This window comes from Pseudomonas sp. 1L-C-7-B-C1 (genome assembly GCF_057291635.1).
This window is the reverse complement of record NZ_JBXAWH010000004.1, coordinates 48,174-73,402: the sequence shown is the minus strand read 5'-3', so window position 1 is coordinate 73,402 and position 25,229 is coordinate 48,174. Positions and strand designations below refer to the sequence as shown.

Below are 25,229 nucleotides of genomic sequence, written 5' to 3'. Positions count from 1 at the left end.
ACTTTCAGCGAGGCAAAAAAAAGGCCACTCTTTCGAGTAGCCTTTTTAGATGTTGGTTGCGGGAGCCGGATTTGAACCGACGACCTTCGGGTTATGAGCCCGACGAGCTACCAGACTGCTCCATCCCGCGTCTGTGTGGCGGCATTCTACAGTCGAACGACAAAGTGTCAACCTTTAATGCCAGAGATTGACAAAATAACCGAATCGGCGGCGTCGGCAGGCCTAAGTGGCGGTTGGACAAGGCTTTTATCGCAATCCGCGCCTAAAGACAGGTGGGCATCATCCGCGGGCCTTGTTTCATTTATATGAAGGGGGAGAGGGAGATAGCGAAGGGAGCAGGCGCGCTCAAATGACGCCCACAAAAAAGGCCACTCTTTCGAGTAGCCTTTTTTGATGTTTGGTTGCGGGAGCCGGATTTGAACCGACGACCTTCGGGTTATGAGCCCGACGAGCTACCAGACTGCTCCATCCCGCGTCTGTGTGGCGGCATTCTACAGAGGATCGCCGGGCTGTCAAGCAAACGGCAGAAAAAAATGCTTTTTCTTCAAGCGGTTAGCATTGAGGGTGTGGCGGCCAGCTACGGCGCGCCTCGCTTTCAGCGCGTTTGGGGCGGGTTTAGTGAAGGGTACACTCCATAGGGAATCAGGCATATTCAGTGTCAGACAGGCCCGTGAATGAGATACTGCGCGCCTGTTTTCCTACGACCCTATGTGATGCCGCAGCGCAAAATCATCCATATCGATTGTGATTGCTTCTACGCCGCTATTGAGATGCGCGACGACCCGCGTCTGGCTGGCAAGCCGTTGGCAGTCGGTGGGTCGGCAGAACGGCGGGGCGTGATCGCCACCTGCAACTACGAGGCCCGGGCCTACGGCATCCGCTCGGCGATGTCGTCCAGGCATGCACTGACGCTGTGCCCGGACCTCACCATCGTCAAGCCGAGGATGGATGCCTATAAAGAAGCATCGAAAGAGATCCAGACCATCTTCCGCGATTACACCGACCAGATCGAGCCGCTGTCGCTGGATGAGGCTTACCTGGATGTCACGGAATGCGAGCACTTCGCCGGCAGCGCAACGCGTATCGCCCAGGACATTCGCCGGCGGGTCTCCAATCAGTTGCACATCACGGTTTCCGCCGGCGTCGCCCCAAACAAGTTTTTGGCCAAGATCGCCAGCGACTGGAAAAAGCCGAACGGGCTGTTCGTGATCACGCCTGATCAAATCGAAGACTTTGTCTCCCAGTTGCCGGTGTCCAAACTGCACGGCGTTGGCAAGGTGACTGCCGACAAGCTTGGCCGTCTCGGCATTGTTACCTGCACCGATTTACGCAGCTGGAGCAAGCTGTCGCTAGTGCGCGAATTCGGCTCATTCGGCGAGCGGCTGTGGAACCTGGCCCATGGCGTCGATGAGCGGCCCGTGCAGAACGACAATCGGCGCCAGTCGGTCAGTGTCGAAAACACCTACGACACTGATCTGCCGGACCTCGCCAGTTGCCTGTTGAGGCTGCCAGCATTGTTGGAAACGTTGAACGACCGGATTGCGCGGATCGATAGCCTTTACCGCCCCGGCAAGCCGTTTGTGAAGGTCAAGTTTCACGACTTCACTCAGACAACGCTGGAGCAGGCGGGAGCAGGGCGGGACCTGAGCAGTTACGAGCAACTTTTGACCCAGGCCTTCGCACGCGGCGGCAAACCGGTGCGATTGCTGGGAATTGGCGTGCGCCTTCATGACCTTCGGGCTGCCCACGAGCAGTTGGAGCTGTTCAGCTGAGGTTATTCACTGGCCGGCGGTACCGCGACCAGTCGGCCAGCGTCTTTGGCCAGTGACCGAAGGAATTCGTGCTGCAGTTGCGGATCGTTGCGGGTCAGCTCGATCAGGGACTGTTCCAGCTCACTCGCTTCGTCTTCAAGGCCTAGTTCCGACAGACGCTTGACGCGATGCACCCACTGGCTCACCTCGTCGTCTTCCAGGTCGTCGTAGATCAGGTCGTGTGCCTCGATCAGCTTGCCGCGCAGTGATTTGCTCAATGGCAACGTGGCGGTTGCCTGGACGTTGCTCTGGTCATCCTGCACTTTGATGTTCAGCTGGGTGACATAACTGAGGTTCTGCTCGGCGAACGGGCTGTCCAGCAGGTTGACGCGCAGCCCGCCGTTACGGTCCGTCGTCAGTTCATGGGTCTCTTTGCCCGCAGTGACTTCAACCGGCGCTTCACTCCAGGGCAGGCTTGAATGCTCGACGCGATGGTCGCGCTGGACCTCGTCGATACCGGCCAGGTTTTGCTGCGCACGGCCATGGGAAGGTGCGTTCATGAAAGGGTTGACGCCGGCGACGCCGTAAGTGAGCCAGTCCTTGGTGACACTGTCGGGCAGGCTGCCGAACGTCAACACGTTGACCACGTTCGCGCCAATGCCCGCAACGATGGCGACCGCGCCCAGCGGGATTTCATAGACTTCCCGCCACGGCTGATACGGCGTGTATCGGTCGTAGTGCCGGGTGACTTCGAATTCGGTGATGTCGAAGGTTTTCAACTCGTGGATGCGTATCCGGCGCTGGGGCAATTCCAGCGTCTTGGGCTCGCCGAGGTCGACCTGAAAACTGTGGTTGAGCAGTTTGCGCTCGACACGTTCTTCATGCTCGCTGCGTTGAGACAGTTGATTGGCACAGCCGCCGAGAAACAGGCTGGTGCACAACACAGCGCCTGCGAGACGTGAGGGATTTCGCTTGAACATGAGATCTCTAGGTGCAGGTAAGGCGCATCGCAGAGGCGTGGCGGATGAATGCGCGCCTGCATAGTCGCAGGCGCGCAACCCGGTCAGCGCTTGATCCGGTCCTTGATGAAAGACAACACATCGGCAACAGGCAGGGCCTGCGCTTCGGCTTCGGTGCGGCTCTTGTACTCGAGGTTACCCTCGGCAAGGCCACGGTCGCTGACCACGATGCGGTGCGGAATGCCGATCAGTTCCATGTCGGCGAACTTGATCCCCGGGCTGGTCTTCTTGTCACGGTCATCCAGCAACACTTCAAAGCCCGCCGCCGTCAGTTCGGCGTACAGCTTGTCGGTGGCCTCTTTGACGGCATCGGTTTCGTAACGCAGCGGCACGAGGGCAATCTGGAAAGGCGCGAGTGCGTCGCTCCAGATGATGCCGTTTACGTCGTTGTTCTGCTCGATGGCGGCAGCCACAACACGCGACACACCAATCCCGTAGCAGCCCATGGTCAGCGTGACCGGCTTGCCGTTCTCGCCCAGCACCTGGCACTTCATCGCGTCGCTGTACTTGGTACCCAGCTGGAAGATGTGCCCGACTTCGATCCCGCGCTTGATGATCACATTGCCTTGACCATCCGGGCTTGGGTCGCCGGCGACGACGTTGCGCAGGTCAGCCACGGTCGGAACCGGCAGGTCCCGCTCCCAATTGACGCCGAAGTAGTGCTTGTCGTCGATGTTGGCGCCAATGCCGAAGTCGCTCATCAGTTCAACCGAGCGGTCGATGATGCACGGCAGCGGCAGATTCAACGGCCCGAGCGAACCCGCGCCGGCGCCAATGGCGTCACGCAGTTCGGCTTCTGAGGCCATGACCAGCGGGCTGGCGACCTGCTCCAGATTGGAGGCCTTGATTTCGTTGAGCTCGTGATCGCCACGGATGATCAGCGCAATCAGCTTGCCTTCTTCAGCAGCGTGCACGACGAGGGTCTTGACGGTCTTTTCAATCGGCAGATTGAACTGCTCGACCAGCGCCGCGATGGTCTTGGCGTCCGGGGTGTCGACAAGGCGCAGCTCTTCAGTCGGCGCAGGGCGGCTGGTTTCGCGTGGAATGGCTTCGGCTTTTTCGATGTTTGCGGCGTAGTCCGAGGTGTCGCTGAACACGATGTCGTCTTCGCCGGACTCGGCCAGCACGTGGAACTCATGGGAGCCCGCGCCGCCGATGGAACCGTTGTCAGCCACCACAGGGCGGAAATTCAGGCCCAGGCGGGTGAACACGTTGCAGTACGCCTGATGCATGCGGTCGTAGGTTTCCTGAAGGGAATCCTGGGTCGCATGGAAGGAGTAGGCGTCTTTCATGATGAATTCGCGGCCGCGCATCAAACCGAAGCGCGGGCGGATTTCGTCACGGAATTTGGTCTGGATCTGGTACATATTGATCGGCAGCTGTTTATAGCTGTTGAGCTCGTTACGGGCCAGATCGGTAATGACTTCTTCGTGGGTCGGGCCTGCGCAAAATTCGCGATCATGGCGGTCTTTCAGGCGCAGCAGCTCAGGGCCGTATTGTTCCCAGCGCCCCGACTCCTGCCACAGCTCAGCTGGCTGAATGCCCGGCATCAACACTTCCAGCGCGCCCGCTGCGTTCATTTCTTCACGAACCACCGCTTCGACCTTGCGCAATACCCGTAGGCCCATGGGCAGCCAGGTATAGAGACCGGAGGCAAGTTTGCGAATCATGCCGGCACGAAGCATCAGCTGATGGCTGATCACGACCGCATCGGATGGCGTTTCTTTCTGTGTGGCGAGCAAATATTGACTGGTACGCATGGTCGGCCGTTGTCGGTTGCGGTGGCTGGGAAATGATTCGGGATTGTACGGTGGTGGTATCGCTGAGTACAGGCCGGGCGGGCGTTGCGAGCGGAGGGAATGTCAAACATGCCCCCATGAAAAAGCCCGGCGCGAGGGCCGGGCTTTTCGTTAACGAGTGTCAGACAGTGCGATTACAGGACCGAAATCGGGTAGTCGACGATCAGACGGAACTCGTTGACATCGCCTTCGCCTTCGTCCGTGTTGGCACGATGGAATGCTTGACGGATGCGGAACGACAGGTCTTTGGCTGGACCGGTTTGAACAACGTACTTGGCCTCGACGTTGGTCTCGTGGTGGCTGCCATCAGAGCCGTACAGGCCGGTGTAGGTGCTGTTCGATGGGGTGTGGGTGCCGTCGATGTCAGTACCGGTCACATAGCGAGCCATGAAGCTCAGGCCTGGGACACCGTAGGTGGCCATGTTCAGGTCGTAGCGGGCTTGCCAGGATTTTTCACCCGGGGCGTTGAAGTCGGAGTATTGAATCGAGTTCGCCAGGAAGATCGAGTCGCCACCGCGGTTGTTGTCGCCAATACCGATGTAGTCGAACGGCGTATCACCGTTAACTTTTTGGAAGGCGAGTGTCAGCGTGTGAGCAGCGAGGAATGAGTAAGCGGCGGACAGCGAGTAAGCATTGTTGCTGATGTCGCCTGCTTTCTTGCTGCCGGTGTCCTGGGTGTTGTAATAGTTGAAGTCAAACGCCAGCGACTGGTCGTCAGTGATCGGCAGTGCATAGTTCACGTTACCGTAATACTGATTCCACACGTCTTCGAGTTTGTTGTAGTAGAAACCAACGCCCAGGTTGTCAGTGATCGAGTACTTGCCGCCACCGTAGGTAGCGGAGTTGGATTTCACGCCAGCGTAGGTGGCCCAAATGTCGCCGTTGTGAGTAGTGTCGTCCTGACTGGTGCCTGATGTGAAGCGACCTGCTTCGACGTCAAGACCTTTGATCTCGCTGCTCTGCAAGCTCACACCGGTAGCTGTTTGTGGCAACAGGCGTGAGCCGCCTACCGCGAACACCGGGTTCTGAGGCTGCATGTCACCGATTTTCAACTCGGTTTTCGAAATCCGGAACTTGGCGGCAGCGCCGGCTTTGCCGAAGCTATCTTCGTTTTTACCATCGCTGTCAGTTACGAGGTTGCCGGAACCCGAGTAGTGATTCTCGCCATCCAGCTTGAAACCGGCATAACCAAACGCGTCGATACCGACACCGATCATGCCCTGAGTGTACCCAGAGCTGAAGTTACCCCAGAAACCTTGAGTCCAGTCTTTGGAGTCTACGCCGCCATTTTTCCGGTCACGGTTGAAATAGTAGTTACGAGCCTTAACGTCGAGCTTGCTCCCCTCTACAAAACCAGTGGCTTCGGACTGATCGCTTACGAATGCCGCAGCCGATGCCAATTGGGTGCTGGCTGCAGTAACGGCCAGTGCGATTGCGCTCCACTTCATCACTCTCATCGTGACTTTGCTCCTTTGGTTTTTAAGAAGAGTACTGCCGTCCACCTGTTTTTTTATCTGGCCGGCTTCTTTCTTTTTGGTGTCGGCGAAATCTACAACACGCTGACATTAATGGCGATAGTGACAAACCTATCCTTTCTATTTCTTTACGGCCTTGTCGCCGCCCGCTCTGTCCATGTCGCTACTGAACAGCTCCAAATTCTTCAATCGTGCAACTACCGGGTCACGTTCAACGCTGGACTCGCTCACACCCTCATCGAGTCCAGCCTCTCCAGCTACCTTGCTAAGCATCGCTGCATCCCGTCGGTCCTGGCCCGTCTTGCGACGCGCTCGCCTTCAAGCTTGTGTGTGACAAAGCAACAACCGTGCACAAAATTTCGACGAACATGAAAAAAATGTCGAAAGCGCTGTAAAAACATTCGATGTCAGCGCCAAGCTATTGAATATAAATGATAAAAATATTTTAGATAGCCTGCTTTGCAACGGCGATTTTGTTGAGAATAGCGCGGGCAGGTGTCACTGACGTTACCTGTCACCCCTCAAAAGTGGGTAATTCGCGGATGGCTGTCACATATTCGGGCTTGATCTGAGTCTTTTTGGTGCGCCGTGCCGCACAACTGCCTGCGTTTGGTTCCTTGGAGCCGAGTCTGGCGAGTTGGCGAGCATGCTGCACGCAGCCCTGCTCCCGAAATGCGTCCCGCAGCACCGGATTGACTGGCGTTACCCGGAATCTGCTAGCTGATTTTGCGCGGTCTGCGCCAGCGGTCAGCTGCTTCATGTCGGTGCGCGGCCTTTTTTTTCGCTCACTGCCAGTGCGGGGTGGACTTGCGGTGATCATCGATCAACAGCAAATCCGCAAAATGCTCTGAACCGCTGGGCAGGATGAATCCTCAGGAATTCGCGCGTATTCTTCCCGCTACCAAGACTTTCTTTTCGGGCCAGTCAATCGGCTCGATGAATCAAATCGGCGATCAGGAGTAATTTTTCGTGTTTGTTCTAGATCCGCGCTTGCTGCAAGACACACTACCGATCGGCGACTTCCCGCTGTGCACGCTGCTGCTGTCCAATGATTCCAGTTACCCCTGGTTCATTCTGGTGCCCAAGCGTGCAGATATCAGTGAAGTGTTCCAACTGTCCGAAACGGACCAGATGCAGTTATGGAAAGAAACCACCACCCTCTCGGCGGTACTTGATCGCACGTTTCAGGCGGACAAGATGAACGTTGCTGCGCTGGGTAATGTGGTCAATCAGCTGCATATGCACGTCATCGTTCGCCGTGTCGGCGACGCGGCCTGGCCAGCGCCAGTGTGGGGCAAGCATCCGGCCAAGCCATATACGCCGGAGGAGGTTGCGCGGATTACCGCGCAACTGAAGTCCGAATTGACCGAAACATTTACCTTTAAAGAGGGCTGACCATGGATCTCGAATCGCGTGTCATGGAGCTGGAGAGTCGACTGGCCTTTCAGGACGATACCATTCAAGCGCTCAACGACGTGTTGGTCACCCAGCAGCGTAGCCTTGATCGTCTGGAGTTACAGATCGCAGCCCTGATCAAGCGTCAGGAGGAAATGGGCGGGCAGGGCGACGATTTCGTTGAAGACTCTCGCCCTCCTCATTATTAAAGGGAGGAGAGCCGGGCAGGAGTTTCAGCCAAAAAAAACCGCGCCTCTCAGCGCGGTTTTTTTTATGCGGCGAAGTTAACGGCGCGGGAGCGCAGCGATGACGTCTTCCGCTTGCAGGCCCTTGTCGCGGTTCATCACCGAAAACTCGACACGCTGGCCTTCGACCAGAACGCGGTGGCCTTCACCGCGAATGGCGCGAAAGTGCACGAAGATGTCGTCGCCCGAATCCCGGGAAATGAATCCGAAGCCTTTGGAGGTGTTGAACCACTTCACCGTGCCTGTATCGCGGTTGCCCAGATCCTGGGACTGAGCGGCAGGCGCAGGTGAGGACCGGTAGAAGCTGACCGCCAGGTGCAATGCCACGGCAACGACGACGGCGAGCAGGCTGACCAGAACGGCCGGTTGGCCAGCAATGGTTTCGAGCGGAACGAGCAGCGTGAGGATTTGAAGCACGACGGCCAGCACGAGCAAGCCGCTGACCAGGTTTTGCAGTTGATGACGTGGACCTTTGTTCCAGTAAGGAATCACTGGCGCAAGCACCAGGTTGATGAGGCCGAAGAGCGCCAGATACAGCGCATCCGGTTGGGACAGGTAAGAAGACAGCGCTTCACTACGCAGGCTGGGGATGAAAGACAGCAGCAGAGCAGCTGCGCCCGTTAGCAGGTGGACTATTTTCAACATTTCGATGACTCACATTAAGATGGATCAAGAGGAAATAGCGGGTGACCTTCGGTACGCTTCGAGAAAAAAGGGAGGCGTGATGCACGAGTGTCGGTCCTGCCTATGCGCTGCAGCCGGACGGCACTTTGGCGGCAGCGCGTCTGTATTTAACAGCAAAGCCGAGAGCTACTCAAATCAAGCGCTTAGCTCACGTGTTGACCGGTGAGGGTGGCTGTATGTCGGTTTTTTTATTCCGGTCAAAGGCTCGCGCCAGAGCGTCCGGGATAAACAACGCGCCAGCCCGATCGTCTCCATTAAAGGAAGTGGGGTCTGACTGCGATGGTTGTCGCTGAACTAATCCCGACAGATGGCTGCGCAGGGTCAATGGTCTTGGTAGAGTGGTCGGCAGTCGTTTGACAATAAACCATCATAGAAGAGGGCTGAACATGGCAATCGATATCGGCATCAGCGAAGAAGATCGCAAGTCCATCGTGGACGGTCTTTCCCGCCTGCTGGCAGACACCTATGTGTTGTATCTGAAAACCCATAACTTTCACTGGAACGTGACTGGCCCGGCTTTTCGTACGCTGCACCTGATGTTTGAAGAGCAATACAACGAACTGGCGCTGGCGGTGGATCAGATTGCCGAACGTATCCGCGCACTGGGCTTCCCAGCGCCGGGCACCTATTCGACCTACGCGCGCTTGTCGTCGATCAAGGAAGAAGAGGGCGTACCTGCGGCCGAGGACATGATTCGTTCGCTGGTTCAGGGCCAGGAAGCGGTCACCCGTACTGCCCGTGGGATTTTCCCGTTGCTGGATAAGGTCAGCGACGAGCCAACGGCAGACCTGCTGACCCAGCGCATGCAGGTGCATGAGAAAACCGCCTGGATGCTGCGCTCGATGCTCGAAGCCCAGTAATCACCAGCGGATCAACGAAACACAGGCGCGGGCAGCGTAACGAGTGCCCGCTCCGCACTGCTGTCCCCCGCCTTGCACGACAGTCCCCTCCTGAATCAAATCCCTCCGCTCATAGCGCTCACCTGTAATACGCATTCCCCTTTTTTTCGAGTCGGGCCGACTACGGCAATCGGCTGAACGGGAAGAAATAAATCCGCAAAAAATACATATCTAACACCTCGACGGGTATTGGGGCTGGGCCGTTTGCCGGCTCTCGAAAATCACCCCTGCAGCGTGGTGATCTCCTACAGGTTTAGAGTGCTCCTTCTGCTGGTTGCGCCTTGTGGAATACGGCTTGATAGACACCTCTTTTCAACTGATTGCGAAGGTGTCGATGCCCTATCCGTGATCGCAACATGGGGGACCTGCATGAACCTGAATACTGCCCGAGAGGGGTGGGAGCCGACCCATTGTCTGAACGCCCGGGGCGACCCGTTTATCGAAAATTTCAACATGAGCCTGGCCCAGCCGCACGCCAGATCGGTGAGGCTGAATGGGCTGGCCACATGCCTGCGACTTGAGGAGGTGTACTGGAATATTCTGTCCGAAATGGCACGTTTCAACGATTGCTCCATCAACGCCGTGCTGTCCTATGTGGATCGCGAGGTTCACCTGCGCTACGGCGGCGTCAAGAATTTCAGCGGCCTGATCCGCGTCGTGTGCGTGGCGCACGTATTGAGTGCCGAGGGCCTGCGGTTGACGCCGTCCCCGACATGACCTGATTTCAGCGGGCCCGTTGCGGCGGGCCTGCATTCGCTGGCGGCACCGCGGCCTCCACGCCGCGCGCCGACATCTTCTTGCCCGGTATCGGGTTGCGCGGCTGCACAGCGATGATTATCCCTATATAATCCCCCGCCTTACTGTGGAAGGCAGGAACTGACCGTCAGGTCGGACTGCATGCCAAAGCTTGCGCACCCTTGCACCGGCGACGGGCGAAAGCTCCATCGAATTCCGAATTACGAGAAGTGAACACACGATCATGATGCGCAGCCATTATTGCGGCCAACTGAACGAGAGCCTGGAAGGTCAGGAAATTACCCTTTGCGGATGGGTCCATCGCCGTCGCGACCACGGGGGGGTGATTTTCCTCGACATTCGCGATCGTGAAGGTCTGGCCCAGGTGGTTTTCGATCCGGATCGTGCTGACACCTTCGCCATCGCCGACCGTGTTCGCAGCGAATACGTGGTCAAGCTGACCGGCAAGGTACGTGCGCGTCCTGCCGGCGCCGTAAACCCGAACATGGCGTCGGGCGCGATCGAAGTGCTGGGCTATGAGCTGGAAGTGCTCAACGAGTCGGAAACCCCGCCGTTCCCGCTTAACGAATACTCCGACGTCGGCGAAGAAACCCGCCTGCGGTATCGCTTCATCGACTTGCGTCGTCCGGAGATGGCTGAAAAGCTGCGTCTTCGCTCGCGCATCACCTCCAGCATCCGTGGCTTTCTGGACGGCAACGGCTTCCTCGATGTCGAGACGCCGATCCTCACTCGCGCCACGCCCGAAGGCGCTCGCGACTATCTGGTGCCAAGCCGTACCCACCCAGGCAGCTTCTTCGCCTTGCCGCAATCGCCCCAGCTGTTCAAACAGCTGCTGATGGTTGCCGGTTTCGACCGTTACTACCAGATCGCCAAGTGCTTCCGCGACGAAGACCTGCGTGCCGACCGTCAGCCTGAATTCACTCAGATCGACATCGAGACCAGCTTCCTCAACGAAGAGGACATCATGGGCATCACCGAGACCATGGTCCGCAAGCTCTTCAAGGAAGTGCTGGATGTGGAGTTCGATGACTTCCCCCACATGACCTTCGAAGAAGCCATGCGCCGCTATGGCTCGGACAAACCAGACCTGCGTAACCCGCTGGAGCTGGTTGACGTTGCCGATCAGCTTCAGGCCGTGGATTTCAAAGTGTTCAGCGGTCCTGCCAACGATCCGAAGTGCCGTGTGACGGCGTTGCGCGTTCCCGGCGGCGCAAGCATGCCGCGTAGCAAGATCGACGAGTACACCAAGTTCGTCGGCATCTACGGCGCCAAAGGCCTGGCCTACATCAAGGTCAACGAGCGCGCCAAGGGCGTCGAAGGCCTGCAGTCGCCGATCGTCAAGAACATCCCGGAAGCCAACCTCAACGTGATCCTCGATCGCGTGGGCGCAGTGGACGGCGACATCGTGTTCTTCGGCGCGGACAAATTCAAAATCGTCAGCGAAGCACTGGGCGCTCTGCGCATCAAGCTGGGCCACGACCTGAACCTGCTCACCCGTGAATGGGCGCCGATGTGGGTCGTTGATTTCCCGATGTTCGAGGAAAACGACGACGGCAGCTTCTCCGCGCTGCACCACCCGTTCACCGCGCCGAAATGCTCGCCTGACGAGCTCGAAGCCAACCCTGCCACCGCGCTGTCCCGCGCGTACGACATGGTGCTGAACGGCACTGAGTTGGGCGGCGGTTCGATCCGTATCCACCGCAAGGAAATGCAGCAGGCCGTGTTCCGTCTGCTGGGCATTTCCGAAGACGAGCAGCAGGAGAAGTTCGGCTTCCTGCTCGACGCACTGAAGTACGGCGCGCCGCCCCACGGTGGCCTGGCGTTCGGTCTGGATCGTCTGGTCATGCTGATGACTGGCGCTCAGTCCATTCGTGAAGTCATTGCCTTCCCGAAAACCCAGAGTGCTGCGGACGTGATGACCCAGGCACCGGGCGTGGTTGATGCCAAGGCACTGCGCGAGCTGCACATCCGCCTGCGCGAGACGCCAAAGGCAGAGTAAGCCGTGTCGGCCTTTTAGGCATGGGCTCGGCGGACCGACCATTCGGTCCGCCCTGAGCCTCGCCCATTTCGGGCAAAGATTCGAGGAAAGCGTCTGCGTTTGAGCGATCAAGCGCGGGCGTGCGTGTTTCAAGGTTTGGAGCGTGTTATGGCTGGTCATTCCAAGTGGGCGAACATCAAGCACCGCAAAGAGCGTCAGGATGCCAAGAAAGGCAAGATCTTCACCAAGTGGATTCGCGAACTGACCGTCGCTGCCCGTCAGGGCGGCGGTGATCCGGCGTCGAACCCGCGCTTGCGTCTGGCGCAGGACAAGGCCCTTGGCGCGAACATGAGTCGCGACATCATCGACCGCGCCATCGCTCGTGGTGCCGGCGCCGCCGATGCCGATGACATGGTCGAACTGGGTTACGAAGGCTACGGCCCCGGCGGCGTTGCGGTCATGGTCGAAACCATGACCGATAACCGCAACCGGACCGCGGCTGCTGTGCGTCATGCGTTCAGCAAGTGCGGCGGCAACCTGGGGACTGACGGCTCGGTGTCCTATCTGTTCGAGCGCAAGGGGCAGATATCCTTCGCACCGGGCGTGGATGAAGATGCGCTGATCGAAGCTGCGATGGAAGCGGATGCTGACGACGTGGTCACCCACGAAGATGGCTCTATTGACGTGTTCACTTCGTTCTCCAGTTTCTATGCCGTGCGCAACGCGCTGGAAGCCGCTGGTTTCACGCCCGCCGATGCGGAAATCGTGATGCAGCCGACCACCAGTGCGGTGCTCGATCTGGACATGGCGGAAAAGGTCCTCAAGCTGATCGATATGCTGGAAGACCTGGACGACGTGCAGAACGTCTACTCCAACGCTGAAATCCCGGACGAGGTGCTGGAGCAGCTCGGCTGATCCTTTGCCCGCTCGGACTTGAGGCCGGAGCGCACGAAGCGTTGATGATCAACGCTATCGGCCTCCGGCTTCTGCCTTTATGCTGCGTCCAATTGTTCGCGTTACCTCTCAAGCTGCAGGCGTTATGACTCTTATTTTAGGTATCGACCCCGGTTCAAGAATTACCGGGTTTGGCGTGGTGCGTGATACCGGGCGCGGCTGCGAGTACGTGGCCTCGGGCTGCATTCGCACGGGCACAGGCTTGCTCCATGAGCGGCTGCAGATCGTGTATCGCGGCGTGCGCGAAGTCATCCAGACGTACGGCCCGGTGACGATGGGCATCGAAAAAGTGTTCATGGCGCGCAACCCGGACTCGGCCTTGAAGCTGGGTCAGGCCCGCGGTGCGGCGATTGTTGCGGGTGCCGAAGAAGGACTGGAGATCGCCGAGTACACCGCGACTCAGGTCAAGCAGGCCGTCGCCGGAACGGGCGGCGCCAACAAGGATCAGGTGATGATGATGGTCATGCACCTGCTCAAGCTGACCACCAAGCCTCAGGTGGATGCGTCGGATGCACTGGCAATCGCCATGTGTCACGCGCATACCCGATCCAGCCTCATCCCTCATGGCCTCAATACGGCGCGCAGTCGTGGCGGACGTCTGCGGCTGTGATGGCATTATTCGTGTTAGCACGGCCCGTCGTGGCGATGGGCATCTGGAAAGGATTTGATTCGTGATTGGACGTCTACGCGGTACGTTGGTCGAGAAGCAGCCGCCGCATCTGGTACTGGATGTCAACGGCGTGGGTTACGAGGTCGAAGTGCCCATGACCACGCTTTATCGCCTGCCTCATCTGGGCGAAATCGTGACGCTGCACATCCATCTGGTGGTCCGCGAAGACGCGCACCTGCTGTTCGGTTTCTACGAAAAGCGTGACCGCGAGATGTTTCGCGAGCTGATTCGCCTGAACGGCGTCGGGCCGAAGCTGGCGCTGGCCCTGATGTCGACGCTGGAAGTGGACGAGTTGGTGCGTTGTGTGCAGGCGCAGGACACCTCCGCGCTGACCCGCGTCCCGGGCGTTGGCAAGAAGACCGCCGAGCGGTTGCTGGTTGAACTGAAGGATCGCTTCAAGGCGTGGGATTCGTTGCCAGGTACCTTCGCGCTCGTGTCGGACGGGCCGGGCGCGCCGATTCCGGTGGCGACGGCCGAGTCGGATGCTGTCAGCGCGTTGATTTCCCTGGGCTACAAGCCCCAGGAAGCGAGCAAAGCGGTGACCGCGATAAAAGACAAGAATCTCAGCAGCGAAGACCTCATTCGCCGCGCACTGAAGGGGATGCTGTAAGTGATAGACGCCGACCGTCTGATCGCCGCGACCGGGCGTGACCGTGACGAGCAACTGGACCGTGCGATTCGGCCGCTGAGCCTGGCCGATTACATTGGTCAGCCCACCGTGCGTGAGCAGATGGAACTGTTCATTCAGGCGGCACGCGGGCGCAGTGAAGCGCTGGATCACACGCTGATCTTCGGTCCGCCAGGCCTGGGTAAAACCACACTGGCGCATATCATCGCCCAGGAAATGGGAGTATCGATCAAGAGCACCTCGGGCCCCGTGCTTGAACGACCGGGTGATCTTGCGGCGATTCTCACCAATCTTGAGCCCCACGACGTGCTGTTCATCGATGAAATCCACCGTCTGTCACCCATCGTTGAGGAAGTGCTGTACCCGGCGATGGAGGATTTCCAGCTGGACATCATGATCGGTGAGGGCCCTGCGGCGCGCTCCATCAAGCTTGATCTGCCGCCGTTCACACTGGTCGGCGCGACGACTCGCGCAGGCATGCTGACCAATCCGCTGCGTGACCGTTTCGGTATCGTGCAGCGTCTTGAGTTCTACAGCACTGCGGATCTGGCCACGATTGTGTCGCGCTCGGCGAAAATTCTCGGGCTGTACATCGAGGACGAAGGCGCATTCGAGATTGCCCGTCGTGCACGGGGTACGCCGCGGATCGCCAATCGGCTGCTGCGTCGGGTGAGGGATTTCGCCGAAGTACGCGCCAAGGGCGAGATCACCAAGGCCATTGCGGATCTCGCGCTGAACCTGCTGGACGTCGACGAGCGCGGATTCGATCACCAAGATCGACGCTTGCTGCTGACGATGATCGAGAAGTTCGACGGCGGGCCGGTCGGGGTGGATAACCTTGCGGCGGCCATCAGCGAAGAACGACACACAATTGAAGATGTGCTGGAGCCCTATTTGATTCAGCAAGGCTATATGATGCGCACACCTCGCGGTCGCATGGTCACGCGGCATGCGTATTTGCACTTCGGTCTGAACATCCCCTCGCGCCTGGGCGACCGTGCGGTGCTGGATGAACCGATCGAAGACCCTGACGAATAAATGCACGATCAACCGATTTATTCGGGTGTTTGGTGGTCTGACGGGCAGTCACCGCAAAGTGATGTGGCGCAGGCAGTAAAAACGATGAAAAACAGTTGCCTGGCCGGATTGGCAACCTGAGGAGTAAGCACTAGAGTATGCGCGCGCAAAACGGGGCTCAGTCGTTCGCACATCGTTGTCGCGTTTATTACGAGGACACCGATGCCGGCGGCATCGTTTACTACGTCAATTACCTGAAATTCATGGAACGGGCTCGAACCGAGCGACTGCGGGAACTGGGCTTTGCCCAATCCGCAATGGCGGGTGTCGAGAACCTGTTGTTCGTCGTGCATTCAAGCGAGGCTCGGTACCACAAGCCCGCGCGGCTGGACGACGAACTGCTGATCAGCGCTGAAGTAATCGAATTGAACCGCGTCAGCCTGCGCTTTCAGCAACAGGTCAGGCGGGCTGCGGATGATGTGCTGCTCTGCGAAGGGCAGTTTTTGGTGGCGTGTGTGCGCGCCGACAGTTTGAAACCCCGGGCCATTCCCGAAGCTCTGCGCACGGCCTTTGCCGGGCAGGGCGGCGCGGGTACACATTCAGAGCAGGAGATACAGCGTGGAAGCTAACGTCGTCGACCATTCCTCCATGTGGAGTTTGGTCAGCAATGCCAGCGTGGTTGTGCAGTTGGTAATGCTGATCCTGGTGGCCGCCTCGGTCACCTCGTGGATCATGATTTTTCAGCGCAGCGCCATGTTGCGCGCCGGGCGTAAGGCCTTGGACAGCTTCGAGGAGCGCTTCTGGTCAGGCATCGATCTGTCCAAGCTCTACCGTCAGGCTGGCAGCAACCCGGACCCTGACTCCGGCGTAGAGCAGATCTTCCGCGCGGGCTTCAAAGAGTTCTCCCGTCTGCGTCAGCAGGCCGGCGTCGATCCGGATGCGGTGATGGAAGGTGTTGCCCGTGCCATGCGCGTTGCCATCTCCCGTGAAGAAGAAAAGCTCGAGCAGAGCCTGCCGTTCCTGGCAACCGTCGGTTCGACCAGTCCGTACATTGGTCTGTTCGGTACCGTATGGGGCATCATGAACTCCTTCCGCGGTCTGGCCACTGCGCAGCAAGCCACTCTGGCCACGGTTGCACCGGGTATCGCCGAAGCACTGATTGCCACAGCTATCGGCCTGTTCGCAGCGATCCCTGCGGTCATCGCTTACAACCGCTTCGCCGCTCGTGGCGAGAACCTGATCGGTCGCTACTACACATTCGCCGACGAGTTCCAGGCGATCCTGCACCGTAAAGTGCACACCAGCGAAGAATAAGCAGGTATTTCCCAATGGCTTTAATCGCTCGCGGCCGACGCAACAAGCGCAAGCCGGTCGCCGAAATGAACGTGGTGCCGTACATCGACGTGATGCTGGTGCTGCTGGTCATCTTCATGGTGACGGCTCCGATGATCAACCAGGGCGTGAAAGTTGATCTGCCCAAGGTCTCCAGCGAGGCTTTGCCGCAGGACAACAATAATCAGGTCCTGACGATCTCGATCAAGGCTGACAAGACCTATTACTGGAACCTTGGCAGCGAAGTCGACACCGACAAGCAAATGGACAAGGCGATGACCTTGCCGCAACTGACCAGCGCAGTGACCAAAATCATTGCTGCCGGTCGTGACGCTGGCAAGCAGACTCAAGTGTTCATCCGTGGCGACAAGACGGTCGACTACGGCGCCGTCATGGGCACGATGGGCGGGTTGCAGAAGGCCGGGGTCGGGAACGTTGGTCTGATTACCGAGGCCCCCTGATGCAGCCGATTCGAGAGCCGTCCGCCTCGGAAAGCTACTTCTGGCCGTCCGTCTGGGCGGTAGGACTGCACGTCCTGATTTTTGGTTTGTTGTTCGTCAGCTTCGCAATGACGCCTGAGCTTCCTGAAGCCAGGCCGATTGTTCAGGCCACGCTCTATCAGTTGAAATCAAAAAGTCAGGCAACCACCCAGACCAACCAGAAGCTTGCCGGTGAGGCGAAGAAATCCGCTGCGCGACAAACCGAAGTCGAGCAGATGGAGCAGAAAAAAGTTGAGCAAGAGGCGGTGAAGGCGGCGGAACAAAAGAAAGCCGATGCCGCTCAAAAAGCCGAAGAACAAAAGGCCGAGGAAGCGAAGAAAGCTGACGACGCCAAAAAAGCCGATGACGCTAAAAAGGCCGCGGAAGACGCCAAGAAAGCCGAAGCCAAAAAAGCGGATGACGCGAAGAAAACCGCCGAAGAGAAACAATTGGCTGATATAGCCAAGAAGAAAGCCGAAGACGACGCGAAGAAGAAGGCAGAGGAAGACGCCAAGCGTGCTGCCGCCGAAGAAGCCAAGAAACAGGCTGCCGAGGACGCGAAGAAGCAGGCTGCGGACGACGCCAAGAAAAAGGCTGCTGAAGACGCGAAGAAGAAAGCGGCTGAGGATGCCAAGAAGAAGTCGGCCGAGGACGCGAAGAAGAAGGCCCAGGACGCTGCCCGCAAATCGGCGGAAGACAAGAAGGCGCAAGCACTGGCCGACCTGCTTTCCGATAAGCCGGAACGCCAGCAGGCGCTAGCCGATGAGCGTGGCGATGAAGTGGCTGGCAGCTTCGATGACTTGATTCGCTCTCGAGCCGCTGAAGGCTGGGCACGTCCACCTTCTGCACGCAAGGGCATGACGGTCGTCCTGCAGATCAACATGTTGCCGGACGGCACCGTGACTTCGGTCAACGTGATCAAGTCCAGCGGCGATGGTCCTTTCGACAGTTCAGCAGTAGCGGCGGTCAAGAATATTGGTCGTTTGACAGAGATGCAGGGGATGAAGCCTTCGGACTTCGCGCCTTACCGTTCATTCAAGATGACATTCACACCTGAGGACCTAGCCTTGTGATTAACCTTCTTCGAGGAATGCTTGTCGTTCTGTGTTGCGCAGCGGGTTTTGCCGCTGCCGACGAAAAGAACATTCTGGTAACAAGCGGCAGTGACCGCGCCACGCCTATCGCGGTCGTACCGTTTGGCTTGCAGGGCGGCAGCGTCCTGCCGGAAGACATGGCCAAGATCATTGGCAACGACCTGCAGAACTCGGGCTACTACTCGCCGATTCCAAAGGAAAACATGATCAGCCAGCCGAGCCAGGCCAGCGAAGTCATCTTCCGCGACTGGAAAGCACTGGGCGCGCAGTACGTGATGGTCGGTAGCATTGTTCCTGCCGGCGGTCGCCTGCAGGTCCAATACGCACTGTTCAACGTGGCCACCGAGCAGCAGGTTCTGACCGGCAACGTTTCGGGCACAGCTGACCAGCTGCGTGATATGTCGCACTACATCGCCGACCAGTCGTTCGAAAAACTGACCGGCATCAAGGGTGCGTTTTCGACCCGTATGCTGTACGTGACTGCTGAGCGTTTCTCCACTGACAACACTCGCTACACGCTGCAGCGTTCGGACTACGACGGCGCCCGCGCGGTGACACTGCTGCAATCCCGTGAACCGATCCTGTCGCCACGCTTTGCGCCGGACGGCAAGCGCATTGCCTATGTGTCGTTTGAGCAGAAGCGTCCGCGCATTTTCGTTCAGCACATCGACACCGGTCGCCGCGAGCAAATCACCAACTTCGAAGGGCTGAACGGCGCGCCTGCGTGGTCCCCGGACGGCAGCAAGCTGGCGATGGTCTTGTCGAAAGATGGCAACCCGGAAATCTATGTGATGAATCTGGCGTCGCGTCAATTGTCGCGAGTGACCAACGATTCCTCCATTGATACAGAACCGTTCTTCGGTAAAGACGGCTCGACGCTTTACTTCACGTCTGATCGCGGCGGCAAGCCACAAATTTATAAAACCAATATTAATGGCGGAGGGGCAGAGCGCGTTACTTTCATCGGTAACTACAATGCCAACCCTAAGTTATCGGCGGATGAAAAGACTCTGGTGATGATCCATCGTCAAGATGGCTTCACCAACTTCAAGGTGGCGGCTCAGGATTTGCAGCGCGGTAGCGTAAAAATCCTCACAGACAGCAACCTTGATGAGTCGCCTACTGTTGCGCCTAACGGCACCATGGTAATCTACGCCACCCGCCAGCAGGGCCGGGGAGTCTTGATGCTCGTGTCCATTAATGGACGCGTAAGGCTCCCGCTTCCTACCGCTCAAGGCGAAGTCAGAGAACCTTCCTGGTCCCCTTACCTGAACTGACGCGGCGCTTTACGTTGTACTTAACACACTTGGGGTTCATTAGGAGTTTTACGATGGAAATGCTGAAGTTTGGTAAATTTGCTGCGCTGGCTCTGGCCATGGCCGTAGCTGTAGGTTGCTCGTCCAAAGGCGGCGACAATGCCGGTGCTGGCGGCGCTGCTGTAGATCCTAACGCTGGTTACGGCGCTAACTCTGGCGCTGTTGATGGCAGCCTGAGCGAAGAAGCTGCTCTGCGCGCTATCACTACTTTCTACTTCGAATACGACAGTTCTGACCTGAAACCAGAAGCCATGCGCGCTCTGGACGTTCACGCCAAAGACCTGAAAGCCAACGGCGCTCGCGTAGTTCTGGAAGGCAACACCGACGAACGCGGTACTCGCGAATACAACCTGGCACTGGGCGAGCGTCGTGCGAAAGCCGTTCAACGCTACCTGGTTCTGCAGGGCGTTTCGCCAGCTCAGCTGGAACTCGTTTCCTACGGTGAAGAGCGTCCAGTTGCTACCGGTAACGACGAGCAATCGTGGGCTCAAAACCGTCGCGTCGAACTGCGTAAGTAATTTGACATGCGAACGTGCCGACGTGCTTTAACCGTTTTGGCTCTCACCCTTCCTCTTGCAGCGATGGGTGCGGTTCCTGTGGTCGATGACAACTCTGGCTCTGCTGGTAGCAGTTATCCGCCATCGGGTTATGGTACGTCTGGCGCCTACGCCGGAGGTGCGGCTACGGCTGCGCCTTCGGCGCAAGGTCAGCTGTTCATGCAGTTGCAGCAAATGCAGGACGAAATTTCGCGCTTGCGTGGAATGGTGGAAGTCCAGCAGAACGATATCCAGCAGATGAAGCAGGAAGCGCTGGATCGTTACAAGGATCTCGACTCCCGAATCGGAGCTGGAGGCGCATCTGCCCCATCAGCTGCCAACAATTCTGCTTCCGACGGCGGCAGCAATGCCGGCGGAGCACCCGCGTCATCAGCCGCTCAAGCGCCTCAGGCGAGCAGCGAGCCCGGTGACCCTGCGAAAGAAAAGCTCTATTACGACGCTGCTTTCGACTTGATCAAAGCGAAGGATTTCGACAAGGCCAGTCAGGCGTTTGCGGCCTTCTTGCGCAAATACCCGAACAGCCAGTATGCGGGCAACGCCCAATACTGGTTGGGCGAAGTGAACCTGGCCAAAGGCGACCTTCAAGGTGCCGGTCAGGCCTTTGCAAAGGTCAGTCAGCTTTACCCAAAGCACGCCAAAGTGCCTGATTCCCTGTACAAGTTGGCAGACGTCGAACGTCGCCTGGGCCACACCGACAAGGTGAAGGGGATCCTTCAGCAAGTCGTTGCTCAGTACCCCGGCACCTCAGCCGCTCAGTTGGCACAGCGGGACCTGCAGCGTCTCTGATTGCCAGGCAATCTGACCGCTGATTCAAGAAAGCCGCGCATTGCGCGGCTTTCTTCGTTAGAATTCCGCCCCCGAAATTCCGGTATTGATTACGCTTCTGTGGATTCTGCGTGTGCAGGGTGTACAGAAGTGCCTGACGGAGGCGGATGGCCTGTTTAGCCGTTACGCCCGTGGCCCTTATGCAAGACACATTACGCATCACCGAAGTTTTCTACTCATTGCAGGGTGAAACGCGCACGGCAGGCTTGCCTACCGTTTTCGTGCGACTCACCGGCTGTCCATTGCGTTGCGGTTATTGCGACAGCGAATACGCCTTCACGGGCGGAACCATCCAAACCCTCGACTCGTTGATGGAGCAGGTTGCCGGCTACCGCCCGCGCTATGTCTGCGTCACAGGCGGCGAGCCCCTGGCTCAGCCAAACGCCATCCCTTTGCTTCAGCGGCTGTGTGACGCGGGCTACGAGGTTTCGCTGGAAACCAGTGGCGCGCTGGACATCTCCAAAGTCGATCCCCGCGTGAGCCGTGTCGTCGACCTGAAAACCCCGGGTTCAAAAGAGGTGGCGCGCAATCGATACGAAAATATCGAGCTGCTCACGCCTAACGACCAGATCAAATTCGTCATTTGTTCGCGGGAAGATTACGACTGGGCCGTCTCGAAGATCATTCAGTACGGTTTGGACCGTCGTGCCGGCGAAGTGCTGTTTTCCCCTGTCCACCGCGATCTGAACGTCAGAGACCTGGCCGACTGGATCGTGGCCGACAACCTTCCGGTGCGTCTGCAGCTGCAGTTGCACAAAATCCTGTGGAATGACGAGCCGGGGCGATAAATGAGTGAGCAACCGATGACTGAGAAAAGAGCGGTAATCCTGCTGTCTGGCGGGCTGGACTCGGCCACCGTGGTGGCGATGGCCAAGGCCGATGGCTTCAGCTGCTACACGATGAGTTTTGACTACGGCCAACGGCATCGTGCCGAGCTGCAGGCGGCGGAGCGTGTAGCAGCGGATATGGGCGTGGTCGAACACAAGGTCATCGGCCTTAACCTCAATGGCATTGGCGGTTCCGCGCTAACCGACAGCAACATCGCGGTGCCGGAGACGCCGGGCGAGGGCATTCCGGTGACGTACGTGCCGGCGCGCAATACCGTTTTCCTCTCTCTCGCGTTGGGCTGGGCGGAAGTGCTTGGTGCCCGGGACATCTTCATTGGCGTCAACGCCGTGGATTACTCTGGCTACCCGGATTGCCGTCCGGAGTTCGTCGAGTCGTTCGAGCGCATGGCCAATCTCGCCACAAAGGCTGGTGTCGAAGGTGAGGGCTTCACGATACAGGCGCCGCTGCAGATGCTAAGCAAGGCCGATATCGTCAAAACCGGTACGCGTCTGGGGGTGGATTACGCATTGACGGTTTCCTGCTATCAGGCCGACCACCAAGGGCGTGCGTGCGGAAAATGCGACAGCTGCCGGTTGCGCGCTGAGGGCTTCGCGGCGGCTGGCGTGACGGACCCAACGCGTTATTTTTAAATTATTTTCGCTTGGGTGTTGAATTACTGTGAAATATCAGTAATATACGCGCCACAACGAAGCGGGTCGTTAGCTCAGTTGGTAGAGCAGTTGGCTTTTAACCAATTGGTCGTAGGTTCGAATCCCACACGACCCACCATTTCGAAAATCTGGAAGGCCCATGAAAATGCGGATTTCCAGATTTTTTTTTGGCTGCCTGAAAGCAGCGGCCGGGCCTGACTCAATAACTCATCGCCCCTCGCGTCAATCTCACGCCTTCCCGAAAACCACGTCCAGGGACATCGAGTCAGTGTGCCGCATAGGGTTATTGCCCTGGCCCAAGGTGTCGTCATTCGGATGCTGATAGGTCATTCCAGTGCCCAGTTCTTTGGTCAGGAAATCGCCTCCCTGTTTCATCTTCTCGGTGGACCCGTCGTACCATCCGGCGATGGTTTTGTTCCCGGCTGAGTCCAGGGACGTGATGCTGTCAGGTGCCTTGTCAGCAATACTTTGCTTGTCACCGACCTCAAACCCTTTGCCATCGGTCGCATGGATCGCCGCGTTGCGGCCATCGATGTCGCTGGTATTGATGAAGCCGTTGTAGAACTCCAGGCGGCTCGCATCAGGCTTGTAGTTGCCGTCCGCGTCGGCCTGTTTGAGCAGGCCCGTCGTATCTGCCTCGTACTTCATCGTCCCTCTCTGCCCAGGCTCGAGTGACAGTTCGCCTACCAGTTTTTCATTCTTGTCGAACTGGCCAATCTTTATCGGGTGGTCTTGAGTATTAGTGATATTGAGCGAGTAAGGCCCGCTGCCAGCGGTGGCGGCGTCGCCCACAGCGCCCGGCTTGCCTACGGATTCAGGCGCAGTTGCGGGCTTGGAGGCCGTCAAAGTGTCCGGCGCAGGTGTGGAGGCAAGAGGAGCGGACGATGGCGGTTGGGTTACCCCTGGCGTTGCAGCCGCCTGTTGGGACACAGCGTTCGCTGCCATCGGCTGACCAAGTGCCGAGACTGCCGCTGACTTGCCTTGCGGACTGCCGCCGCTTGGGGAAGATGCGCCCGTATCGCCCCGACTTTGCTGCATGAACTGTGCGAGCGCCTGCATGATTTGCTCGACCAGATTATGTACCGATGCAGCGAGGTCCTGATCGGTGGGATTGGCCGCGCGCTCGCTGGCATTCACGCGGCTGTCACTGTGGTGCGGCGAGGGTCCGCCGAAGCTCACCGACTGCGCACCAGCACCGGGCGACGCACCAAAATCGATGCCTGCGCCCGCTTGCCGTTGATCAGCGAAACGCCCTTGGGGCGAGCCCAAATCGCTGTTATGCAAGCCGAAGAGCTGATCAACAGGCCCACTCACTTTCGTCGACATACGCCACCCGCTTTGGACTTTATACAGCGTGTGTGGCACCTGATCCGCTTTGGTTCCATCGTCCCACGATATGGGGCGAGGCCGTTTCTTTTGACGCGCGGTGTATGAGCGTTCGCCTAGACAAGGGAGAGCAGCGTTTCCAGTCGACCGCGTTCCCAAGTGCTCAGCAGCTCAAGCGGATCAGTGCCGTAGCGTTGGCGGGCGTCAAACATGTAGAGACGGCCTTCGGGGCTGAGGCAGCGGTCGCAGTGGTCCAGCGCGTGGTCCTCTTTGTAAAACGTGATCAGCCAGCCGTCAGCCTCGACGGTCATCAGACCGCTGTCGATGTCGACTTGAGCGTTGCTGTCCACCCGACGCATCACCCGAATGCCGAGGGCGATGTCACGCAGCACCTGACAGGTGTCACGGGCAGTAAGAGGCTTTGCTGTCAAATGGACGTTCCTTGATGGCTCAGCTTGCAGGGCGGTTACTTGAAAATGTCTACCCAAGGTACGTGCCATTGGCAACGTTTTGATGGCTCCGCGTCATTTTTTGGATTGTCCATGACTGATGCAGAGCTCAGTGTCAGTGCCGCAGGCAGGACGTCGTTTCAACCGTTGAAGCGATGAGGTCGCGCAGCCACATGTGCGCGGGATCGCGGTGCAGGCGCTCTGGCCACAGCATCAACATTTCAAATCCGGGGATAACGAGGGGAGGATCCTGAACATGCAAGGCAGCCTCGTCTTGCACCATCCTCTGCGGCACGACTGCCACCAGATCACTGTGGGTCAGGGCCGAAATAAGTGAGTTGAAGTTGGGCACCGACAACACCACTTGACGTTGCAGGCCTTTGATCGCCAATGCCTGATCAGTGATGCCAGCAAAGCCTGCGCCGTTGGGGGACATGATGGCGTGTTCAAGGGCGCAAAACGCTTTGAGGGTCAGCTTTGACTGGAAGGCAGAGTGCCCTTTCCGTCCGGCCAGGACGTAGCGTTCGTGGACTAACGAGCGTTGACGCAGCTTCGGCGGAGCTTCGTCGCGAGTGTGCAGAGCGAGATCGAGACGACCGCCTTCCAGGTCACTTGCAAGGTCGAGAGGGTGCTTGTTCAGAAGCGCCAACCGAGTGTTCGGCGCGATGCTCCTGATCCGTCGCAGCGACGGCCAGACAAGGGCGGTAGTGGCGTAGTCGCTGGCGGCTACTTTCCAGGTTTGATTTGAAGATCCGGGGTCAAATGCATCAGCAGGGCTCAATGCACTGTTCAACGCTGCCAGCGCTTCGCTCAACGGGTTGCGCAATTCGCGGGCGCGTTCCGTGGGCAGCATGCCTCGTGGGCCTGGCAACAGCAGAGGATCGGCCAGCATCTCCCTGAGCCTGCCCAACTGCAGGCTGACAGTTGGCTGCGATAGGTTGAGGACGCGTGCCGCGCGCGTGACATTCAGTTCAGCCAGCAAGACATCCAGCGTCAGCAGCAGATTGAGGTCCAGTCGGCGCAAGATATTGTGCATGCAAATACCAGCTGTTTCGGGAATTCATTTCTAGCATAGCGCGATC

General features: G+C 58.3%; 27 protein-coding genes, 3 tRNA genes and 1 pseudogene. 20 read left to right on the top strand and 11 right to left on the bottom strand.

The annotated features are described in order from the left end of the window. Window positions 1–53: 53 nt before the first annotated feature. Together AC0Z8Z_RS07855 and AC0Z8Z_RS07850 are read right to left on the bottom strand one after the other, a co-directional pair. Window positions 54–130: transfer RNA gene (locus tag AC0Z8Z_RS07855), tRNA-Met, on the bottom strand. Between the two features lie 268 nt (window positions 131–398). Then, window positions 399–475: transfer RNA gene (locus AC0Z8Z_RS07850), tRNA-Met, on the bottom strand. A gap of 238 nt (window positions 476–713) precedes the next feature. Here AC0Z8Z_RS07850 and dinB point away from each other — a divergent pair. Next, window positions 714–1,772, top strand: a complete 1,059-nt coding sequence (gene dinB, locus AC0Z8Z_RS07845; protein WP_485618741.1) for a DNA polymerase IV — start codon at window positions 714–716, stop codon at window positions 1,770–1,772. 2 nt (window positions 1,773–1,774) lie between these two features. On the opposite strand, the gene AC0Z8Z_RS07840 is transcribed toward dinB, so the two are convergent. The 4 genes from AC0Z8Z_RS07840 to AC0Z8Z_RS07825 all read right to left on the bottom strand — a co-directional run bounded on the left by AC0Z8Z_RS07840 (window position 1,775) and on the right by AC0Z8Z_RS07825 (window position 6,804). After that, on the bottom strand, window positions 1,775–2,731 hold the full coding sequence (locus AC0Z8Z_RS07840; protein ID WP_485618740.1) for a hypothetical protein: 957 nt from the start codon (window positions 2,729–2,731) through the stop codon (window positions 1,775–1,777). An 83-nt stretch (window positions 2,732–2,814) separates the two neighbouring features. Further along, window positions 2,815–4,530: a proline--tRNA ligase gene (locus tag AC0Z8Z_RS07835; RefSeq protein WP_485618739.1), complete on the bottom strand. Its 1,716-nt coding sequence runs from the start codon at window positions 4,528–4,530 to the stop codon at window positions 2,815–2,817. 173 nt (window positions 4,531–4,703) lie between these two features. Continuing rightward, a complete protein-coding gene (locus AC0Z8Z_RS07830; protein ID WP_485618738.1) occupies window positions 4,704–6,026 on the bottom strand; it encodes an OprD family porin in 1,323 nt (440 codons plus the stop codon). A gap of 532 nt (window positions 6,027–6,558) precedes the next feature. Continuing rightward, entirely contained in the window at window positions 6,559–6,804 is a 246-nt protein-coding gene (locus AC0Z8Z_RS07825; RefSeq protein WP_485618737.1) for a hypothetical protein, read from the bottom strand. A 209-nt stretch (window positions 6,805–7,013) separates the two neighbouring features. Between AC0Z8Z_RS07825 and AC0Z8Z_RS07820 the strand changes: the two genes are divergently transcribed. Next, a complete protein-coding gene (locus tag AC0Z8Z_RS07820) occupies window positions 7,014–7,439 on the top strand; it encodes an HIT domain-containing protein (RefSeq protein WP_485618736.1) in 426 nt (141 codons plus the stop codon). 2 nt (window positions 7,440–7,441) lie between these two features. Continuing rightward, window positions 7,442–7,648, top strand: a complete 207-nt coding sequence (locus AC0Z8Z_RS07815; RefSeq protein WP_172611023.1) for a SlyX family protein — start codon at window positions 7,442–7,444, stop codon at window positions 7,646–7,648. A gap of 75 nt (window positions 7,649–7,723) precedes the next feature. Here AC0Z8Z_RS07815 and AC0Z8Z_RS07810 read toward each other — a convergent pair whose 3' ends face one another. Both AC0Z8Z_RS07810 and AC0Z8Z_RS07805 read right to left on the bottom strand, forming a co-directional pair. Beyond that, entirely contained in the window at window positions 7,724–7,945 is a 222-nt protein-coding gene (locus AC0Z8Z_RS07810) for a cold shock domain-containing protein (RefSeq protein WP_004667445.1), read from the bottom strand. Between the two features lie 60 nt (window positions 7,946–8,005). Continuing rightward, window positions 8,006–8,329 (bottom strand): annotated as a pseudogene (locus AC0Z8Z_RS07805) (cold shock domain-containing protein membrane protein); the annotation flags it as partial. A gap of 425 nt (window positions 8,330–8,754) precedes the next feature. Between AC0Z8Z_RS07805 and AC0Z8Z_RS07800 the strand changes: the two are divergent. From AC0Z8Z_RS07800 to AC0Z8Z_RS07720, 17 genes are all read left to right on the top strand, one after another. Further along, the gene (locus AC0Z8Z_RS07800) at window positions 8,755–9,228 is read left to right on the top strand and encodes a Dps family protein (RefSeq protein WP_074893279.1); all 474 of its coding nucleotides are present in this window, start codon (window positions 8,755–8,757) and stop codon (window positions 9,226–9,228) included. Between the two features lie 408 nt (window positions 9,229–9,636). Next, a complete protein-coding gene (locus AC0Z8Z_RS07795) occupies window positions 9,637–9,984 on the top strand; it encodes a ribbon-helix-helix domain-containing protein (RefSeq protein ID WP_122537410.1) in 348 nt (115 codons plus the stop codon). A 262-nt stretch (window positions 9,985–10,246) separates the two neighbouring features. Further along, window positions 10,247–12,022 carry an aspartate--tRNA ligase gene (aspS, locus tag AC0Z8Z_RS07790; RefSeq protein WP_485618735.1) on the top strand — a complete coding sequence of 592 codons (1,776 nt, stop codon included), beginning with the start codon at window positions 10,247–10,249 and terminating at the stop codon, window positions 12,020–12,022. A gap of 147 nt (window positions 12,023–12,169) precedes the next feature. Continuing rightward, entirely contained in the window at window positions 12,170–12,916 is a 747-nt protein-coding gene (locus tag AC0Z8Z_RS07785) for a YebC/PmpR family DNA-binding transcriptional regulator (protein ID WP_065989740.1), read from the top strand. 124 nt (window positions 12,917–13,040) lie between these two features. Beyond that, window positions 13,041–13,565, top strand: coding sequence for a crossover junction endodeoxyribonuclease RuvC (ruvC, locus tag AC0Z8Z_RS07780; RefSeq protein WP_065989739.1), 525 nt, complete (start codon window positions 13,041–13,043; stop codon window positions 13,563–13,565). 61 nt (window positions 13,566–13,626) lie between these two features. Continuing rightward, window positions 13,627–14,235, top strand: coding sequence for a Holliday junction branch migration protein RuvA (gene ruvA, locus AC0Z8Z_RS07775; protein WP_122537412.1), 609 nt, complete (start codon window positions 13,627–13,629; stop codon window positions 14,233–14,235). Beyond that, window positions 14,236–15,291, top strand: coding sequence for a Holliday junction branch migration DNA helicase RuvB (ruvB, locus tag AC0Z8Z_RS07770; protein WP_172611028.1), 1,056 nt, complete (start codon window positions 14,236–14,238; stop codon window positions 15,289–15,291). A 137-nt stretch (window positions 15,292–15,428) separates the two neighbouring features. After that, window positions 15,429–15,899, top strand: coding sequence for a tol-pal system-associated acyl-CoA thioesterase (gene ybgC, locus AC0Z8Z_RS07765; RefSeq protein ID WP_122537414.1), 471 nt, complete (start codon window positions 15,429–15,431; stop codon window positions 15,897–15,899). After that, entirely contained in the window at window positions 15,889–16,584 is a 696-nt protein-coding gene (gene tolQ, locus AC0Z8Z_RS07760; protein WP_122537415.1) for a protein TolQ, read from the top strand. Before ybgC ends, tolQ begins: the two co-directional genes overlap by 11 nt. Before the next feature lie 14 nt (window positions 16,585–16,598). Continuing rightward, a complete protein-coding gene (tolR, locus tag AC0Z8Z_RS07755) occupies window positions 16,599–17,063 on the top strand; it encodes a protein TolR (protein WP_037014073.1) in 465 nt (154 codons plus the stop codon). Further along, complete coding sequence (tolA, locus tag AC0Z8Z_RS07750; RefSeq protein WP_485618734.1) at window positions 17,063–18,154, top strand: cell envelope integrity protein TolA; 1,092 nt, start codon at window positions 17,063–17,065, stop codon at window positions 18,152–18,154. Before tolR ends, tolA begins: the two co-directional genes overlap by 1 nt. Before the next feature lie 17 nt (window positions 18,155–18,171). Continuing rightward, entirely contained in the window at window positions 18,172–19,452 is a 1,281-nt protein-coding gene (gene tolB, locus AC0Z8Z_RS07745) for a Tol-Pal system beta propeller repeat protein TolB (protein WP_485618896.1), read from the top strand. A gap of 53 nt (window positions 19,453–19,505) precedes the next feature. Next, window positions 19,506–20,009: a peptidoglycan-associated lipoprotein Pal gene (gene pal, locus AC0Z8Z_RS07740; protein ID WP_065989719.1), complete on the top strand. Its 504-nt coding sequence runs from the start codon at window positions 19,506–19,508 to the stop codon at window positions 20,007–20,009. A gap of 6 nt (window positions 20,010–20,015) precedes the next feature. After that, window positions 20,016–20,834, top strand: a complete 819-nt coding sequence (gene ybgF / locus AC0Z8Z_RS07735) for a tol-pal system protein YbgF (RefSeq protein ID WP_485618733.1) — start codon at window positions 20,016–20,018, stop codon at window positions 20,832–20,834. A gap of 179 nt (window positions 20,835–21,013) precedes the next feature. After that, window positions 21,014–21,661, top strand: a complete 648-nt coding sequence (queE, locus tag AC0Z8Z_RS07730; RefSeq protein ID WP_205484560.1) for a 7-carboxy-7-deazaguanine synthase QueE — start codon at window positions 21,014–21,016, stop codon at window positions 21,659–21,661. Window positions 21,662–21,676: 15 nt separating this feature from the next. Beyond that, window positions 21,677–22,351 (top strand): 7-cyano-7-deazaguanine synthase QueC, encoded by a 675-nt coding sequence (queC, locus tag AC0Z8Z_RS07725; protein WP_485618732.1) that lies wholly within the window; start codon window positions 21,677–21,679, stop codon window positions 22,349–22,351. A 63-nt stretch (window positions 22,352–22,414) separates the two neighbouring features. Continuing rightward, window positions 22,415–22,490, top strand: a tRNA-Lys gene (locus AC0Z8Z_RS07720). A 110-nt stretch (window positions 22,491–22,600) separates the two neighbouring features. On the opposite strand, the gene AC0Z8Z_RS07715 is transcribed toward AC0Z8Z_RS07720, so the two are convergent. The 3 genes from AC0Z8Z_RS07715 to AC0Z8Z_RS07705 form a co-directional block, all read right to left on the bottom strand. Next, entirely contained in the window at window positions 22,601–23,698 is a 1,098-nt protein-coding gene (locus AC0Z8Z_RS07715; protein ID WP_485618731.1) for a hypothetical protein, read from the bottom strand. A 116-nt stretch (window positions 23,699–23,814) separates the two neighbouring features. Further along, window positions 23,815–24,129, bottom strand: coding sequence for a DUF7693 family protein (locus AC0Z8Z_RS07710; RefSeq protein WP_485618730.1), 315 nt, complete (start codon window positions 24,127–24,129; stop codon window positions 23,815–23,817). A 133-nt stretch (window positions 24,130–24,262) separates the two neighbouring features. Further along, window positions 24,263–25,183, bottom strand: coding sequence for a LysR family transcriptional regulator (locus AC0Z8Z_RS07705; RefSeq protein WP_485618729.1), 921 nt, complete (start codon window positions 25,181–25,183; stop codon window positions 24,263–24,265). Between the last annotated feature and the right edge of the window lie 46 nt (window positions 25,184–25,229).

What these genes read in the sequence shown, in the direction of transcription:
- dinB (WP_485618741.1), top strand. Translation starts at nt 714, where the DNA reads ATGCCGCAGCGCAAAATCATCCATATCGATTGTGATTGCTTCTACGCC.
- AC0Z8Z_RS07840 (WP_485618740.1), bottom strand. Translation starts at nt 2,731, where the DNA reads ATGTTCAAGCGAAATCCCTCACGTCTCGCAGGCGCTGTGTTGTGCACC.
- AC0Z8Z_RS07835 (WP_485618739.1), bottom strand. Translation starts at nt 4,530, where the DNA reads ATGCGTACCAGTCAATATTTGCTCGCCACACAGAAAGAAACGCCATCC.
- AC0Z8Z_RS07830 (WP_485618738.1), bottom strand. Translation starts at nt 6,026, where the DNA reads ATGAGAGTGATGAAGTGGAGCGCAATCGCACTGGCCGTTACTGCAGCC.
- AC0Z8Z_RS07825 (WP_485618737.1), bottom strand. Translation starts at nt 6,804, where the DNA reads ATGAAGCAGCTGACCGCTGGCGCAGACCGCGCAAAATCAGCTAGCAGA.
- AC0Z8Z_RS07815 (WP_172611023.1), top strand. Translation starts at nt 7,442, where the DNA reads ATGGATCTCGAATCGCGTGTCATGGAGCTGGAGAGTCGACTGGCCTTT.
- AC0Z8Z_RS07800 (WP_074893279.1), top strand. Translation starts at nt 8,755, where the DNA reads ATGGCAATCGATATCGGCATCAGCGAAGAAGATCGCAAGTCCATCGTG.
- AC0Z8Z_RS07795 (WP_122537410.1), top strand. Translation starts at nt 9,637, where the DNA reads ATGAACCTGAATACTGCCCGAGAGGGGTGGGAGCCGACCCATTGTCTG.
- aspS (WP_485618735.1), top strand. Translation starts at nt 10,247, where the DNA reads ATGATGCGCAGCCATTATTGCGGCCAACTGAACGAGAGCCTGGAAGGT.
- AC0Z8Z_RS07785 (WP_065989740.1), top strand. Translation starts at nt 12,170, where the DNA reads ATGGCTGGTCATTCCAAGTGGGCGAACATCAAGCACCGCAAAGAGCGT.
- ruvC (WP_065989739.1), top strand. Translation starts at nt 13,041, where the DNA reads ATGACTCTTATTTTAGGTATCGACCCCGGTTCAAGAATTACCGGGTTT.
- ybgC (WP_122537414.1), top strand. Translation starts at nt 15,429, where the DNA reads ATGCGCGCGCAAAACGGGGCTCAGTCGTTCGCACATCGTTGTCGCGTT.
- tolR (WP_037014073.1), top strand. Translation starts at nt 16,599, where the DNA reads ATGGCTTTAATCGCTCGCGGCCGACGCAACAAGCGCAAGCCGGTCGCC.
- tolA (WP_485618734.1), top strand. Translation starts at nt 17,063, where the DNA reads ATGCAGCCGATTCGAGAGCCGTCCGCCTCGGAAAGCTACTTCTGGCCG.
- tolB (WP_485618896.1), top strand. Translation starts at nt 18,172, where the DNA reads ATGCTTGTCGTTCTGTGTTGCGCAGCGGGTTTTGCCGCTGCCGACGAA.
- pal (WP_065989719.1), top strand. Translation starts at nt 19,506, where the DNA reads ATGGAAATGCTGAAGTTTGGTAAATTTGCTGCGCTGGCTCTGGCCATG.
- ybgF (WP_485618733.1), top strand. Translation starts at nt 20,016, where the DNA reads ATGCGAACGTGCCGACGTGCTTTAACCGTTTTGGCTCTCACCCTTCCT.
- queE (WP_205484560.1), top strand. Translation starts at nt 21,014, where the DNA reads ATGCAAGACACATTACGCATCACCGAAGTTTTCTACTCATTGCAGGGT.
- queC (WP_485618732.1), top strand. Translation starts at nt 21,677, where the DNA reads ATGACTGAGAAAAGAGCGGTAATCCTGCTGTCTGGCGGGCTGGACTCG.
- AC0Z8Z_RS07715 (WP_485618731.1), bottom strand. Translation starts at nt 23,698, where the DNA reads ATGTCGACGAAAGTGAGTGGGCCTGTTGATCAGCTCTTCGGCTTGCAT.
- AC0Z8Z_RS07705 (WP_485618729.1), bottom strand. Translation starts at nt 25,183, where the DNA reads ATGCACAATATCTTGCGCCGACTGGACCTCAATCTGCTGCTGACGCTG.